7 protein-coding genes and 3 rRNA genes are annotated in these 15,965 nt (G+C 59.2%); 6 read left to right on the forward strand and 4 right to left on the reverse strand.

The window, feature by feature from the left end:
• Nucleotides 1-432: 432 nt before the first annotated feature.
• The 4 genes from CPI83_RS09900 (at nt 433) to CPI83_RS09915 (ending at nt 7,523) form a co-directional block, all read left to right on the forward strand.
• Nucleotides 433-1,950 (forward strand): 16S ribosomal RNA (locus CPI83_RS09900).
• A 328-nt stretch (nt 1,951-2,278) separates the two neighbouring features.
• Nucleotides 2,279-5,413, forward strand: a 23S ribosomal RNA gene (locus CPI83_RS09905).
• Between the two features lie 159 nt (nt 5,414-5,572).
• Nucleotides 5,573-5,689 (forward strand): 5S ribosomal RNA (gene rrf, locus CPI83_RS09910).
• The 16S, 23S and 5S rRNA genes sit together here, the layout of an rRNA operon.
• Nucleotides 5,690-6,203: 514 nt before the next feature.
• A complete protein-coding gene (locus CPI83_RS09915; RefSeq protein WP_232816902.1) occupies nt 6,204-7,523 on the forward strand; it encodes a plasmid pRiA4b ORF-3 family protein in 1,320 nt (439 codons plus the stop codon).
• 82 nt (nt 7,524-7,605) lie between these two features.
• Here CPI83_RS09915 and CPI83_RS09920 read toward each other — a convergent pair whose 3' ends face one another.
• Both CPI83_RS09920 and CPI83_RS09925 read right to left on the reverse strand, forming a co-directional pair.
• On the reverse strand, nt 7,606-8,181 hold the full coding sequence (locus CPI83_RS09920) for a TerD family protein (RefSeq protein WP_003940660.1): 576 nt from the start codon (nt 8,179-8,181) through the stop codon (nt 7,606-7,608).
• Nucleotides 8,182-8,294: 113 nt separating this feature from the next.
• Nucleotides 8,295-11,477, reverse strand: a complete 3,183-nt coding sequence (locus CPI83_RS09925) for a DEAD/DEAH box helicase (protein WP_097387148.1) — start codon at nt 11,475-11,477, stop codon at nt 8,295-8,297.
• A 111-nt stretch (nt 11,478-11,588) separates the two neighbouring features.
• On the opposite strand from CPI83_RS09925, the gene CPI83_RS09930 reads away from it, so the two are divergent.
• Entirely contained in the window at nt 11,589-12,707 is a 1,119-nt protein-coding gene (locus tag CPI83_RS09930; RefSeq protein WP_019749282.1) for an alpha/beta hydrolase family protein, read from the forward strand.
• Between the two features lie 52 nt (nt 12,708-12,759).
• Here CPI83_RS09930 and CPI83_RS09935 read toward each other — a convergent pair whose 3' ends face one another.
• Both CPI83_RS09935 and CPI83_RS09940 read right to left on the reverse strand, forming a co-directional pair.
• Nucleotides 12,760-13,119 (reverse strand): excalibur calcium-binding domain-containing protein, encoded by a 360-nt coding sequence (locus tag CPI83_RS09935; RefSeq protein ID WP_020970160.1) that lies wholly within the window; start codon nt 13,117-13,119, stop codon nt 12,760-12,762.
• Nucleotides 13,120-13,291: 172 nt separating this feature from the next.
• Nucleotides 13,292-14,665 (reverse strand): dicarboxylate/amino acid:cation symporter, encoded by a 1,374-nt coding sequence (locus CPI83_RS09940; RefSeq protein WP_042952395.1) that lies wholly within the window; start codon nt 14,663-14,665, stop codon nt 13,292-13,294.
• A 339-nt stretch (nt 14,666-15,004) separates the two neighbouring features.
• Here CPI83_RS09940 and CPI83_RS09945 point away from each other — a divergent pair, with 339 nt between their 5' ends.
• Entirely contained in the window at nt 15,005-15,910 is a 906-nt protein-coding gene (locus CPI83_RS09945; RefSeq protein ID WP_097387149.1) for a phosphodiesterase, read from the forward strand.
• Nucleotides 15,911-15,965 lie beyond the last annotated feature (55 nt).

Here is a 15,965-nt window from a genome sequence, read left to right on the forward strand (position 1 = left end):
CACGGACACCGACTCCCACCTGCGAGGGTGAGTGACACGAGGTTGTACGAAGTGCCTGGCGAACACAATCCAGTTTTCTTCACGGGGTTCCGGTTTGCGCCGGTGACCTGGTTGGGATAGGCTGGAAAAGTTGCCCCGGAGCGGCGGCCATAGGGTCGTGGTGATGGTGTGTGCGTGTTCTTTGAGAACTCAACAGTGTGTCGATGAATGTCAGTGCCAAATATTTTTTGGTACTTCACATCCGCGAATGATTAACCGCCTCTTGGGGTTTGGTTGGTTTGTGTGTGGTGTGAGTATTTTTCGTCGGTGATTGTTCATTCTTCCGTCTGAATGGTTGCCGACACATTTTTTGCTAGTTGAGTTTTTTTGCTAGTGATTTGACTCTTTTTGTCTATGACTGATTAGCAGTTTCGGCTGCGAAATCTAGAGTCTTCAACGGAGAGTTTGATCCTGGCTCAGGACGAACGCTGGCGGCGTGCTTAACACATGCAAGTCGAGCGGTAAGGCCTTTCGGGGTACACGAGCGGCGAACGGGTGAGTAACACGTGGGTGATCTGCCCTGCACTTCGGGATAAGCCTGGGAAACTGGGTCTAATACCGGATATGACCTCCTATCGCATGGTGGGTGGTGGAAAGATTTATCGGTGCAGGATGGGCCCGCGGCCTATCAGCTTGTTGGTGGGGTAATGGCCTACCAAGGCGACGACGGGTAGCCGACCTGAGAGGGTGACCGGCCACACTGGGACTGAGACACGGCCCAGACTCCTACGGGAGGCAGCAGTGGGGAATATTGCACAATGGGCGAAAGCCTGATGCAGCGACGCCGCGTGAGGGATGACGGCCTTCGGGTTGTAAACCTCTTTCAGCAGGGACGAAGCGCAAGTGACGGTACCTGCAGAAGAAGCACCGGCTAACTACGTGCCAGCAGCCGCGGTAATACGTAGGGTGCAAGCGTTGTCCGGAATTACTGGGCGTAAAGAGTTCGTAGGCGGTTTGTCGCGTCGTTTGTGAAAACCAGCAGCTCAACTGCTGGCTTGCAGGCGATACGGGCAGACTTGAGTACTGCAGGGGAGACTGGAATTCCTGGTGTAGCGGTGAAATGCGCAGATATCAGGAGGAACACCGGTGGCGAAGGCGGGTCTCTGGGCAGTAACTGACGCTGAGGAACGAAAGCGTGGGTAGCGAACAGGATTAGATACCCTGGTAGTCCACGCCGTAAACGGTGGGCGCTAGGTGTGGGTTCCTTCCACGGAATCCGTGCCGTAGCTAACGCATTAAGCGCCCCGCCTGGGGAGTACGGCCGCAAGGCTAAAACTCAAAGGAATTGACGGGGGCCCGCACAAGCGGCGGAGCATGTGGATTAATTCGATGCAACGCGAAGAACCTTACCTGGGTTTGACATATACCGGAAAGCTGCAGAGATGTGGCCCCCCTTGTGGTCGGTATACAGGTGGTGCATGGCTGTCGTCAGCTCGTGTCGTGAGATGTTGGGTTAAGTCCCGCAACGAGCGCAACCCCTATCTTATGTTGCCAGCACGTTATGGTGGGGACTCGTAAGAGACTGCCGGGGTCAACTCGGAGGAAGGTGGGGACGACGTCAAGTCATCATGCCCCTTATGTCCAGGGCTTCACACATGCTACAATGGCCAGTACAGAGGGCTGCGAGACCGTGAGGTGGAGCGAATCCCTTAAAGCTGGTCTCAGTTCGGATCGGGGTCTGCAACTCGACCCCGTGAAGTCGGAGTCGCTAGTAATCGCAGATCAGCAACGCTGCGGTGAATACGTTCCCGGGCCTTGTACACACCGCCCGTCACGTCATGAAAGTCGGTAACACCCGAAGCCGGTGGCTTAACCCCTTGTGGGAGGGAGCCGTCGAAGGTGGGATCGGCGATTGGGACGAAGTCGTAACAAGGTAGCCGTACCGGAAGGTGCGGCTGGATCACCTCCTTTCTAAGGAGCATCTCTTTCGCTCGCTGCACACAGGTGTGGTTGAGGAAAGCAGAGGCCATTTCGTTCCCGTATGTGGAACGGTGGTTGCTCATGGGTGGACGCTGACAAGCATTCGTTTTCGTTACTGCCGGCCTCAGTGCTGGTGGGAGAACAAATTATATCGGCATACTGTTGGGTCCTGAGAGAACACGCGAGTGTTTCCTCGAAGGAAGTAACGACAATGTTCAGGCGCGGTCATACCGCAAGAATTTTTTTCTTGTTGGTGTCTGCTTGGAGCCTGAGTGTTGTGTGTTGTTTGAGAACTGCACAGTGGACGCGAGCATCTTTGTTGTAAGTAATGAAGAGCGTACGGTGGATGCCTTGGCACCAGGAGCCGATGAAGGACGTAGGAGGCTGCGATAAGCCTCGGGGAGCTGTCAACCGAGCTGTGATCCGAGGATGTCCGAATGGGGAAACCCAGCACGAGTGATGTCGTGTTACCCGCGCCTGAATATATAGGGCGTGTGGAGGGAACGTGGGGAAGTGAAACATCTCAGTACCCACAGGAAGAGAAAACAACCGTGATTCCGTGAGTAGTGGCGAGCGAAAGCGGAAGAGGCTAAACCATGGGTGTGTGATAGCCGGCAGGTGTTGCATTCGTGGGGTTGTGGGGTTCATTTTGTCTGTTCTGCCGAGCAGGCCAACAGTAAGAAATCACAGGGTTAGTGGAAGTGGTCTGGAACGGCCTGTCGTAGAGGGTGAGAATCCCGTACACGAAAACTTTGTGACTGTTGTAATGGAAACCCAAGTAGCACCGGGCCCGTGAAATCTGGTGTGAATCTGTCGGGACCACCCGATAAGCCTGAATACTCCCTGGTGACCGATAGCGGACTAGTACCGTGAGGGAAAGGTGAAAAGTACCCCGGGAGGGGAGTGAAATAGTACCTGAAACCGTGCGCTTACAATCCGTCAGAGCCTTCGAACAGTTTACTGTTGGGGGTGATGGCGTGCCTTTTGAAGAATGAGCCTGCGAGTTAGTGGCATGTCGCGAGGTTAACCCGTGTGGGGTAGCCGTAGCGAAAGCGAGTCCGAATAGGGCGATCGTAGTGGCATGCTCTAGACCCGAAGCGGAGTGATCTACCCATGGCCAGGTTGAAGCGACGGTAAGACGTCGTGGAGGACCGAACCCACTTAGGTTGAAAACTGAGGGGATGAGTTGTGGGTAGGGGTGAAAGGCCAATCAAACTCCGTGATAGCTGGTTCTCCCCGAAATGCATTTAGGTGCAGCGTCGCGTGTTTCTCACCGGAGGTAGAGCTACTGGATGGTCTAGGGGGCCCACAAGCTTACCGAAATCAGCCAAACTCCGAATGCCGGTGAGTGAGAGCGCGGCAGTGAGACTGCGGGCGATAAGGTTCGTAGTCGAGAGGGAAACAGCCCAGATCGCCAGCTAAGGTCCCTAAGCGTGTACTAAGTGGAAAAGGATGTGGGGTCGCGAAGACAACCAGGAGGTTGGCTTAGAAGCAGCCACCCTTGAAAGAGTGCGTAATAGCTCACTGGTCAAGTGATCCTGCGCCGACAATGTAGCGGGGCTCAAGTACACCACCGAAGCTGCGGCATTCACGCAATAGCCCCCAGTTGATCCAAGGATTTTCTGGCAGGTGTGTGGATGGGTAGGGGAGCGTCGTGTGGCCATGGAAGCGGCAGGGTGACCTAGCCGTGGAGGCCACACGAGTGAGAATGCAGGCATGAGTAGCGAAAGACGAGTGAGAAACTCGTCCGCCGAATGACCAAGGGTTCCTGGGCCAGGTTAATCCGCCCAGGGTGAGTCGGGACCTAAGACGAGGCCGACAGGCGTAGCCGATGGACAACGGGTTGATATTCCCGTACCCGTGTGAACGCGCCCATGGTGAATCAGTGATACTAACCATCCTGAAGCCACGAGAAGACCTTCGGGTCTCGAGTTGGTGGATGCATGGGACCTGATCTGGTAGTAGCCAAGCGATGGGGTGACGCAGGAAGGTAGCTGAGCCAGTCAGTGGTAATACTGGTGTAAGCGTGTAGGGCGTGACCTAGGCAAATCCGGGTCACACATAGCCTGAGACGTGATGCGTAGCCGATTGAGGCGAATTCAGTGATCCTATGCTGCCGAGAAAAGCCTCTAGCGAGCTTTCACACGGCCCGTACCCCAAACCGACACAGGTGGTCAGGTAGAGAATACTAAGGCGATCGAGATAACTATGGTTAAGGAACTCGGCAAAATGCCCCCGTAACTTCGGGAGAAGGGGGGCCCTGTTTGGTGACGACATTTACTGTCTGAGCTGGGTGGGGCCGCAGAGACCAGTGAGAAGCGACTGTTTACTAAAAACACAGGTCCGTGCGAAGTCGTAAGACGATGTATACGGACTGACGCCTGCCCGGTGCTGGAAGGTTAAGAGGACCGGTTAGTTCCTTCGGGAGCGAAGCTGAGAATTTAAGCCCCAGTAAACGGCGGTGGTAACTATAACCATCCTAAGGTAGCGAAATTCCTTGTCGGGTAAGTTCCGACCTGCACGAATGGCGTAACGACTTCTCAGCTGTCTCAACCGTAGACTCGGCGAAATTGCATTACGAGTAAAGATGCTCGTTACGCGCGGCAGGACGAAAAGACCCCGGGACCTTCACTACAGCTTGGTATTGGTGTTCGGTTCGGTTTGTGTAGGATAGGTGGGAGACTGTGAAACGGTGACGCCAGTTATCGTGGAGTCGTTGTTGAAATACCACTCTGATCGAATTGGACCTCTAACCTCGGACCATGATCTGGTTCAGGGACAGTGCCTGGTGGGTAGTTTAACTGGGGCGGTTGCCTCCCAAAATGTAACGGAGGCGCCCAAAGGTTCCCTCAGCCTGGTTGGCAATCAGGTGTCGAGTGCAAGTGCACAAGGGAGCTTGACTGTGAGACTGACAGGTCGAGCAGGGACGAAAGTCGGGACTAGTGATCCGGCACCGGCAAGTGGAAGCGGTGTCGCTCAACGGATAAAAGGTACCCCGGGGATAACAGGCTGATCTTCCCCAAGAGTCCATATCGACGGGATGGTTTGGCACCTCGATGTCGGCTCGTCGCATCCTGGGGCTGGAGTAGGTCCCAAGGGTTGGGCTGTTCGCCCATTAAAGCGGCACGCGAGCTGGGTTTAGAACGTCGTGAGACAGTTCGGTCTCTATCCGCCGCGCGCGTTAGAAACTTGAGGAAGGCTGTCCCTAGTACGAGAGGACCGGGACGGACGAACCTCTGGTGTGCCAGTTGTTCCGCCAGGAGCACCGCTGGTTAGCTACGTTCGGAAGGGATAACCGCTGAAAGCATCTAAGCGGGAAGCCTGTTCCAAGATGAGGTTTCTCACCCCCTCGAGGGGGTAAGGCCCCCGGCAGACCACCGGGTTGATAGGCCAGAACTGGAAGTGCAGTAATGCATGCAGGTGACTGGTACTAATAGGCCGAGGACTTACCACAAAGAAGCTACGCGTCCACTGTGCGGTATCTGAAACAACACACAGATACTGATGAGAAACCCTGTTTTCTCCGTCATCCATCCACCCGGTAACGGGTTCGGGTTGGTGCACGGTGAAACCAGGTGATCAGAAGTTGGTTACTGTGACAGTTTCATAGAGTTACGGCGGTCATAGCGAAGGGGAAACGCCCGGTCCCATTCCGAACCCGGAAGCTAAGCCCTTCAGCGCCGATGGTACTGCACTCGACAGGGTGTGGGAGAGTAGGACACCGCCGAACACAAATTACGAGAAGCCCCCCAACCAGTGATGGTTGGGGGGCTTTCTCGTACCCAAAACACCCCCCAAAAACCACCCCCCGAAAGCACCCCCGCCGGCACCCCCGACTTCGAGCGAACGGTACTTTCGTCGCCTCAGATCGACCCAACGCCCCGTTCACACCATCACGAGCAGAAGCGCACGGCCGGCTCACCACCCCGTCCGGGATCGAGCGAACGACACTTTCGTCGCCTCAGATCGACCGAACGTGCCGTTCGCACGATCAGGGCACGACCAGGGCAGGAATTGGGTGAGGAACATGCCAGCGCCGACGCACGTAGCGACTGGTTAGCCAAGGTACAGATTGTGAACCCTCTCATAGGTGCGAAGTACTCTCCGATTTTGTGCCTTTGTCCCTAGTACTTTGGCCTAGGCTGAGTGTCATGGTGGGGTTGAGCAGCTCGCGGGTGTCGCATTTGCGACTCGTTCCGACGGAACCTGAAGAACTGCAAAGGTTTGTACAAGAAGCTGGCGGAGTGCGTGGGGGCATTCAGATTGCGCGATCGTTACGTTCGAAGAGGCGCGCGGTACCGGCGCAATACGCGATACGTATCAGCGTCGACAATGTATCCACTCAGATCTGGCGACGAATTCTCGTCGCGTCGGATTTGAATCTGGGTGACCTGCATTCGGTGGTTCAACGGGCAATGGGGTGGAGTGACCGTCATTCGCACGCGTGGTCCAAGTCAGGAACCCGATTTCCCGGCGAGGTCGAAGAGTATGTAGCTTCCGGAAGCAACGCCGAGCAGCGCCTCGCCGGACGAGTGGCGATCGTAGAGTCTGCGGTACGTCTGGACGAGGTCATGGCCTCGCCCGGCGATGAACTTAGATATCGCTACGGACGCTTCGGAAACTGGAGTCACACGCTGACACTTGAATCTTCGGAAATACTGCCCGACGGATTCCAGATTGTGTGTGCCGCGGGTCGCGGTGCGTGTCCGCCGGAGGAATGCATCGGGCCTGACGAGTACGAGCAGCTCCTCGGTGTCCTCGCTTCGGAGAAGTTGCGCTCCCACGAATGGACCCTCGAATGGCCGCAAACCGAATTCGAGCCGACACGATTCGAGATCGCTGAGGTCAACAATCGCCTTCATATACCTCGACCGGACGAGATCGTTGCGCCGTACGACACCGCAATGCTCGTCGAATGCCTGGAACCCTCGCGCGTCCCGGAACTGCGCGCGGTCCTCGCCCGAGCCGGCATTGACGATGAGTCGGCAATCGGAGAGTTGGTCCACGTCGAGGCGGGCCAACGCCTTCAATCGGTCCTGACGCTGATCGGTGTCGAAGGGGTCGACGCTGATGACTTCTTCACGACGGTCGACGCAATGCTCGACGAACCCGAACTAGGACCTGTCAACCTTCCCAAGGGGCGATCACTCTTCGCAGTACTCAAGAGGTTTGGCCTGGTGCGAAAGCACAAAGGGCAGATTGTGCTGACGAAGCGGGGACAGTCAGCGCAGCAGGACGCATCAATCATGTGGTCGGTGATCGTCGACAGCGTTCCGGTTGCGCCGGGAGGCTCGCAGAGAGCAGTGGAACTTCTTGTCCTCCTCGCCGTAGCCGCTGGTTTGTCGCCGGCAGATCGTCATCGCTTCGTCGCGGGAGCACTGGAGTCGATTCGGTCGTCAAGCATCCTCATGTCCGGCGCTCAGACTTCCAAACGTGACACGTCCGGGAGCACCGTAGAGGTGCTCGGTTTGATCGGCGCTACGGGGTACGAGCTGGGGAAGTTCGGCACCAAAGAGGACTCTCCCTGGGCAGCTCACCTCGCTAGGGCGATCCTGCAGCGTTAACTCGCGCGTTCGATGCAGACAACCGAAACGGGGTTCGATCCGGCAATGCCGAATCGAACTCCATTTCGTGTCCTGGTAGAGATCAGATGTTGACGCCGTAGTCGCGGGCGATGCCGGCGAGTCCGGATGCGTAGCCCTGTCCGACTGCGCGGAACTTCCACTCGCCGTTGTGGCGGTAGAGCTCACCGAAAAGCATGGCGGTCTCGGTGGAAGCGTCTTCCGAGAGGTCGTATCGTGCCAGCTCGGATCCATTCGACAGATCTACGACGCGGATGTAGGCGTTGGTGACCTGTCCGAAGGACTGGAGTCGGGCATCGGCGTCGTGAATCGAGACGGGGAAGAAGATGTTGGTGACGTTGGGCGGTACAGCCGGGAGGTCGACGTTGATGACTTCGTCGTCGCCGTCACCTTCACCGGTGAGGTTGTCGCCGGTGTGCTCGATGGATCCGTCGGGCGAGCGAAGGTTGTTGTAGAAGACGAAGTGCAGGTCGGAAAGAACCTTGCGTTCCGGGCCGGTGACCAACGCGCTGGCGTCGAGGTCGAAGTCGGCACCACTGGTGCTGCGTGCATCCCAGCCGAGACCGACTGCGACCTTGGTGAGGTTGGGTGCGGCTTTCGACAGAGATACGTTGCCGCCCTTGGCAAGTGTGACGCCCATTCAGGTTCCTCTCGTTCGAACGAAGTGGATTTCTTCGTTCGGGAGTTCTGTGTTGTCCGTTCTCGACTCACATTACCGTGAGCGGGTAGGTGCGGTTCGACCGAATAGCTACCTCACTCGAACAGCGCGCGAAGATCCTCGGCGTCGAGTCCGGTGCCGAGTGTCCCTTCGGCGTCCATGACATTCGAGAACAATGCCGACTTCTTGGCTTTGAGCGCCATGACCTTCTCTTCGATCGTGTCTTTGGCAATGAGACGGTAGACCATGACGTTTCGTGTCTGCCCGATGCGGTGAGTGCGATCGACTGCTTGTGCCTCGGCGGCCGGGTTCCACCAAGGGTCGAGAATGAAGCAGTAGTCGGCCTCGGTGAGGTTGAGGCCGAAGCCACCAGCCTTGAGGCTGATCAGGAATACGGGGGCTACGCCAGACTTGAACTCCTCCAACACTTCACCGCGATTGCGCGTCGAACCGTCGAGGTAGCTGTACGGGATTTTTTCCGTGTCGAGTCGGTTGCGGATCGAACCGAGGAACCCGGTGAATTGGCTGAAGATCAACGCACGGTGTCCGCCCGCAATGACGTCGCCCAATTGCTCGACGAGAGCGTCGGCCTTGGCTGAGGGGACAGGTCCGCTTTCCTCGTCGACCAGCGAGACGTCGAGACTGAGTTGGCGTAGCAGCGTCAGCGATTGCAGGATCGTGAATCGGTTCTTGTCGACGTCGTCGAGCAGTCCGAGAATCTTCTGCCGTTCTCGTTGCAGGTGGGTGTCGTAGATCGCGCGATGGCTCGGATGCAACTCGATCTCGAGTATCTGTTCTTGCTTCGGCGGCAAGTCTGCTGCCACCTGTTCCTTGGTCCGTCGCACCATCAGCGGTTTGACGCGCCGCCGAAGTTGCGCCAATCGCTCTGTGTCGCCTTCCTTTTCGATGGGAGTGCGGTAGACGTCGGTGAACGTGGTGGGGCTGGGAAACAGTCCTGGTGCAGTGATCGCAAGGAGCGACCACAACTCCATGAGATTGTTTTCCATGGGTGTACCGGTGATCGCGAGTTTGAAGGGTGCGTTCACTGCCGTCGCACACTGGTGGACCTTGGACTTGTGGTTCTTGGCGAATTGGGCTTCGTCGAGTACCAGTCCGGACCAGACGCCCGCCGAATACGCATCGGTGTCGAGGCGAAAGAGAGCGTACGACGTCACGACGATGTCCGCCCCGTCGACGAGTGTTGCCAGGTCGGTTCTTCTGCGCCGCAGAGTATCCGTGATGACAGCGGTGTGGAGGGTTGGTGCAAACTTGGCCACCTCGGATTTCCAATTGGAGACCACGCTGGTGGGAGCAACGATCAGAAAGGGCGGCGCCGCTGGATTCGATTGCCGTGCAGTGCAGATCATTGCGAGAGTTTGCAGGGTCTTGCCCAGGCCCATGTCGTCGGCGAGTATGCCGCCCAGGCTGTGCTGCCGGAGGAAGTTGAGCCAGCGGAATCCGTCGACCTGATAGGGGCGCAGTGTTGCCGTCAACGTGGCGGGGACGTCGACGGGATCGATCCCGGAACCGCCGAGCAATCCTGCGATCTGCTTCTTCCAAGCTGCTGCCTGATGTTCGACTCTTCCCAGTGTCGTCAATTCTTCCCACAGCCCGGCTTGAAACTTGCTGATCGCGAGTTTGCCGGTTGGTCGATCGAGCAGCGACCGCGCTTCGGTGATGAGTCGGTGTAGACCGAGAAGGTCAGGTGCGTCGAGTCGGAAGAAGGCGCCGTCCGGCAGCAGTATGTGAGTCTCACCCTTGCTCAGGGCGGAGAACAGCGTGGTGAACGGAACGCCTTGTCCCGCAACGTCGACGGTGACGTCGAGGTCGAACCAGTCGGATCCGCTGCTCCCGTCGGGGGCTGACGTGCTGAGGCCGATCACGACAGCGTCGTCTGCGGGCCGATAGTCGGCGGGAGTGCCCACGACGGTGAGGTCGACGTCGTCGTTCGCGTCGAGTTGGGGGAGGAGGTCGAGTGTGAACTGCATGGAATCGAGGCCGGCCAACGTTCCCGCGAGAGTGGCCTTCGCCGCGGCCGCACCGAGGCTCTTGGCAATGGCATCTTCGGCAACGTGGTTGCGGATCTCGGACTCGTCGGTGGTTGTGTCTGCGGTAGAAATGATCAGTTCGTCGGCATCGACTGTGTACTTCCATGCCGATTCGATGTCGATGCGGTGGTTGTCCGCGTAAGTGGCCATCAGTTGTAGCCGAGGACCGGACACAGTCGGTGGGTTGTAGGCGCCGTCGGAAGATATGACGGGAGCGAGGTTTCCGAGTTTGAACACGAACCGCGAAGTGAATGCATCCCGATGCTCGGCGGGTATGTCGACCGATTTTCCGGAGTCGATCAACTGCCTCAATTGGTGGGTTATCGGCGTGTGCAGTGGTGCGAGAGTGATCGCGTTGGCGGCGTCGAGCGCGAAGACGCCATGTGCCGGCATGCCGACCAGTCCCCAGTCGGAATGAGTCACGATGTGCCCACCGGCCTGAATTCGGGGCGTCAGGCGGAGGTTGTTGTCTTCCGCTCCGTGGACGTCGAGGCAGATGCTGGCATCGTCGAGTAGGGAGATGTGGCCGAGGCCGGCCTTCGAGTGAACGAGTGAAACGCCCACGCTGATCGCCTCACGAAGAAGAGACCAGAGTTGCGGGCTCGCGAACCCGGCAAGATCGATTTCCGCGGCATTTTGATTTCTGTAGTAATTGCCGGCGCTGTGGAGGAGATGTATGTCGCGTAGAACCCGGAGGTGATCCGCGGGGAACTGAAAAGTGCTTCCGAGCTTGTTCCAGGCGAGCCCGCCGGAGATCCATCCTCTCGCTCCTGGTTGTACGGGTTTGACGATGAGCCTTGTCGATGCGCCCTTGGTTCGGGTGGTGAATTGAATGCCAAGTCCACGTGTAGTGCGGCCGGCCGGGTCTGGTCGGAGCAACTCCTCGAGCGCGCTGTCCCATCCGAGGTGTTGTGGAGTCTTGTTCGCCTCGGCAACCGCTGCGAGCACCAACGCGACTACGTGCTTGCAGTTCATCCGCACGGGACACGTGCAGAGGCCACGCGTGAACGTTGCTGTACCGGCCGCGCTGCGACTTACCGAAATCGTGCAGGTGTACGGCTCTCGCGCAGTTCCCGATACAGCGCCGGTCAAGGTGTCAGCGGTGTCGTTCCATGCGATGGATTCGACTGCATTCTGCCGCAGGTAGGTAAGTCCGCGTTCGTAGGTGGTTGTGCCCACGACAGCGCGAATTCGGTCGAGGTCGAGGGCCCTGACTGAATCCGGTTGCACGGGGCCAGCCTAGTGGCGGCGACCGACAGATCTTGTCGTGGTCGTTTGTCCAAGAAAGTCCGAACTGCACGGTATGTTCACGGAAACATCATTGACTGGTTTGGGAGTTTCATGAGGACTGAGCGGCGTGCGTGGATCCGATCTGCGCGCACAGGTGCGGTGTGTTTGGCCGTTTGTGCACTTTCTTTGCAGTTGGGCGGACTGTCGACGGCAGCGCCGAGTTCCGGGAGCTCGGGAAGCTCGGGAAGTCTGGGCAGCGTCGAGGGCAGCGTGAGTTCGGGGTCGACGATCCCAGGACCGCTTCAGGAGGATCCGGGCCCCAAGCCGGAGCTGCGCGACGACATCGTCGTCCCGGCCATCGTCGGCGAGAAGGTGACCGCACCGCAGGCAGTCAGGCTGACGGTGGCGTCGCCTGCACTTCGACGCGAGGTCGGCGTCGAGATCTTGCTACCCGCGGACAATTCGGTTCCGCGCCCGGCGCTGTACATGCTCGAGGGCGTCGACGCCGGAGAGAAGAGCAGCGGATGGATGACGATCGGCGGCGCCCCGGCGTTCTTCGCCGACAAGAACGTCAACGTCGTGATGCTCAACGGTGGGATCGCGAGCCTGTACTCGGACTGGGAGAATCCGGATCCGCGGCTGGGACTGCACAAGTGGGAAACCTTCATCACCGAAGAGTTGCCACCGCTGATCGACGCACGGTTGAAGACCAACGGCATCAACGCGATTGCCGGCAATTCCATGGGCGCGATGGGCGCAATGATGCTCGCCCAACGCTTTCCGGACATGTATCGTGGCGTCGCGGTTTTCAGTGGCTGCTACTCCACGATGGATCCGCTCGGCCGAACTGCCGTCCAGGCCACGATTTCTTCGCGAAGCGGAGATCCGGCCAACATCTGGGGTGTGCCAGGAGGCCCCGAGTGGGAGGCACACGATTCGTTGATCAACGCAGAGAAGCTGCGTGGCAAGGAAATCTACGTGTCGACGGCAAATGGTCGTCCCGGATCCGACGAGACGCTGCAGACTCCGGAACTACTCGAGCGTCTGGTGATCGGCGGCGGCATCGAGGTTGCTGCGCATGCCTGCACCAAGATGTTCGACGCGCGGTTGCAGGAGCTGAAGATTCCGGCGCAGGTAGATTACGAGCCGAACGGCACACACGCGTGGGCATATTGGCGTGAACGACTACCCAAGGCGTGGCCGACTTTGTCCCGGGCGTTGGGCGTCTGACGGTTCGACAACAGTGCTCGGGTTGTGGGTGCACCACAACCCGAGCGTTGGATCACTCGCAGGCGATGCCGTCGTTGTCCCGGTCGAGATGCGGGGCATATCCGTTCTGGCCCCGGTACAACGGAGCTGCGCCGGCGTTACGCACGGCAGTGCAGTTCTGGTAATACCGCGCCGGTGCGGGAGTGTTCTGCGGCGCCGGCTGGTTCTGGGGCGCTTGCGGAGCGGGCGGTGCAGGCGGTGCGAAGACCGGGGGAAGGAACGGCTGGACTGCGTCGGCAGAGCCAGTCGGAATCATGCGTGCGATCTCGATCGGTAGGAAATCGAAAACCGTGGATGCCTGAGCGGCGGGTGCGGCAACCAGAGTGATTGCGGCGCAACCTGCGATGCTGAATGCCAGACGGCGGAGCTTCATGTGACCTCGTGTTCAACTGGGCAGCCCTTCCACTTCGGAGGGCTGTGCCGGCTGAGCATACTGGCCATAACGACCAAATGGTCTATTTCGGTAAGGGTGAAACCTGGGGTGAAAAGCAGCGTCCCCGCACCGTATTGCTCGGGTGCGGGGACGCTGCTGCTGTCAGCGAGGGTTACGCGTCGACAAGTTCCTCGGCGAAGGGATCACCGTTGCGGGGAGCGTCGAAGCGTTCCTTGTCGAGAATGCCCTCACGCTTTGCGACGATGACCGGAACCAGAGCCTGGCCGGTGACGTTGACTGCGGTACGGCCCATGTCGACGATCGGTTCGACTGCGAGGAGCAGTCCGACGCCGGCCAGGGGAAGACCCAGGGTGGAGAGTGTGAGTGTGAGCATGACTGTCGCACCCGTAGTTCCGGCCGTTGCTGCCGAGCCGATGACCGAAACGACGACGATCAGCAGGTAATCGGTGAAGGTCAGCGGAACGTCGTAGAAGCCGGCGACGAAGATTGCCGCGATCGCGGGATAGATTGCGGCGCAACCGTCCATCTTCGTGGTGGCACCGAGCGGAACTGCGAACGAGGCGTACTCACGAGGAACGCCGAGGTTGCGTTCGGTGACGCGTTCGGTCAGCGGCAGGGTGCCGATCGACGAGCGCGAGACGAATCCGAGCTGAGTCGCGGGCCAGACACCGGAGAAGAAGCTTCGAACCGAGAGACCGTGTGCGGCAATCAGGATCGGGTAGACCACGAAGAAGACAATGGCCAGACCGATGTAGATGGCGGCGGTGAAGACGCCCAGCGAGCCGATCGCATCCCAGCCGTAGGTGGCGACAGCGTTGGCGATCAGCGCGGCGGTGCCGATCGGGGCGAGGCGGATGATCCACCACAGGACCTTCTGGACGATCGCGAGCAGCGAAGCGTTGAACTCGAGGAACGGCGCAGCCTTGGGACCGATCTTGAGTGCAGCAATGCCGATTGCGCCGGCGATGACGAGCAGCTGCAGGACGTTGAAGCTCAGCGATGTAGTCGCCACGCCTTCGGCGACGGAAGTCTTTGCACCCAACCCCAGGAAGTTGTTCGGAACCAGTCCGGTGATGAACGCCCACCACGAGCCGGAGCTCTTGGGTTCCTTCGCTGCTTCGGCGGCGACGTCGGTCCGTGAACCGGGATCAGTGATCAGGCCGACGACGATGCCGATGATCACAGCAATGAAAGCGGTGATCGCGAACCAGAGCAAGGTCTGCACGGCCAGGCGAGCTGCATTGGCGACCTGGCGCAGGTTGGCGATGGAGCTGACAATGGCGGTGAACACCAGCGGGATCACCGCAACGGTGAGCAGCTTGACGTAACTCGAACCGATGGTCTGCACGGTGCCGACCAACCAGTTGACGTTGCCGTCGGCTGCATCAGGCATTGCCCGGGCGACGAGACCGATGATGACGCCGAGTACGAGACCGGCGACGATCTGCGGTCCGAATGCCGTCGCCCAGGACGGAAAACGGGACGTGGACTTTTCCGGCACGCCGGTGGAGGTGGAGCTGGGCATGACTATGCCTTTCGAAAATCAAGGGAGCGAAACGCAGCGCGGCACCAGAGGCCGGGCAGATTCGAAGAAATGTTTCCTGGTACGCGTCAGGTCAGAGCGAGCGCGTACACATTGCGCTCGCCTGCAGGCGAAGGTCGACGTAACGCCGACTGGTCAGGAACAACACTGTCCACACACTACTCGCAGCTTCAACTACTCGATCCCGAGGGTCGCCGCGGGAGTTCGCTTCGTGTTCGTCGGGCGTGCCCCGATCAGTCACTGTTGGTCGGTTGACTAGTCTCGACGATCAGTAGGTGCCGCACCGGCGCCTAAGCGTCGGCAAGCGGAAGCGAGAGACCGATGAGCGTTCGGAATGCCGAGTACCCGCGTCCGAAGCATTTCCTGGTGCACCTCAGTGACACGCATCTGGTGGCTCAGGGGGAGTTGTACGACGCCGTGGATGCGTCGACGAGATTGCGGGAAGTGCTCAGCGGGATCGTGGCCTCGGGCGCACGCCCGGATGCACTGATATTCACCGGCGACCTGACCGACCAGGGACACCCCGACGCATACGCGGAATTGAAAGCCATCGTGGAACCCGTGGCGGCCGAGATCGATGCGCAGGTGATCTGGGCGATGGGCAACCACGACGACCGCTCTACTTTCAGGTCTCTGCTGTTGGGCGAGGACGCCACCGATCATCCCGTCGACAACGTCTACGACCTTGACGGACTGCGGGTGATCACCCTGGATTCGTCGGTTCCCGGTCACCACTACGGCGAGATCTCGGATCGTCAATTGGATTGGCTACGCTCAGAATTGGCGGTGCCCGCGCCCGACGGAACAATTCTGGCGCTGCATCATCCGCCGGTTCCGTGCATTCAGGATCTCGCGGTTCTGGTGGAGTTGCGCGATCAGTCCCGGTTGGCAGACGTCTTGCGTGGCAGCGACGTCCGGGCGATTCTTGCTGGGCATCTGCACTATTCGACGACGGCGACGTTCGCCGGCATTCCGGTGTCCGTGGCGTCGTCGACGTGTTACACCCAGGACTTGAACGTGGAAGTCGGTGGTCAGCGTGGTCGTGACGGGGCTCAGGGGTGCAACCTGGTGCACGTCTACGACGAGACAATTGTTCATTCGGTCGTTCCACTCGGCGCGCACGTGACGGTCGGTGAGCCTGTCGACGCGCCCGAGGGAGCCCGGAGGCTCAGCGCTGCCGGTATTCGAATCCTCGAGAGCGAAAAGGCGGCACGCTCGATCATCTGAGGTGGCAGGCGGTTTCCGGCACCCCGGCGCAGTTCTGGGTGATTGCCGGGCTGTC

Source organism: Rhodococcus sp. H-CA8f (assembly GCF_002501585.1).
Classification (GTDB): domain Bacteria; phylum Actinomycetota; class Actinomycetes; order Mycobacteriales; family Mycobacteriaceae; genus Rhodococcus_F; species Rhodococcus_F erythropolis.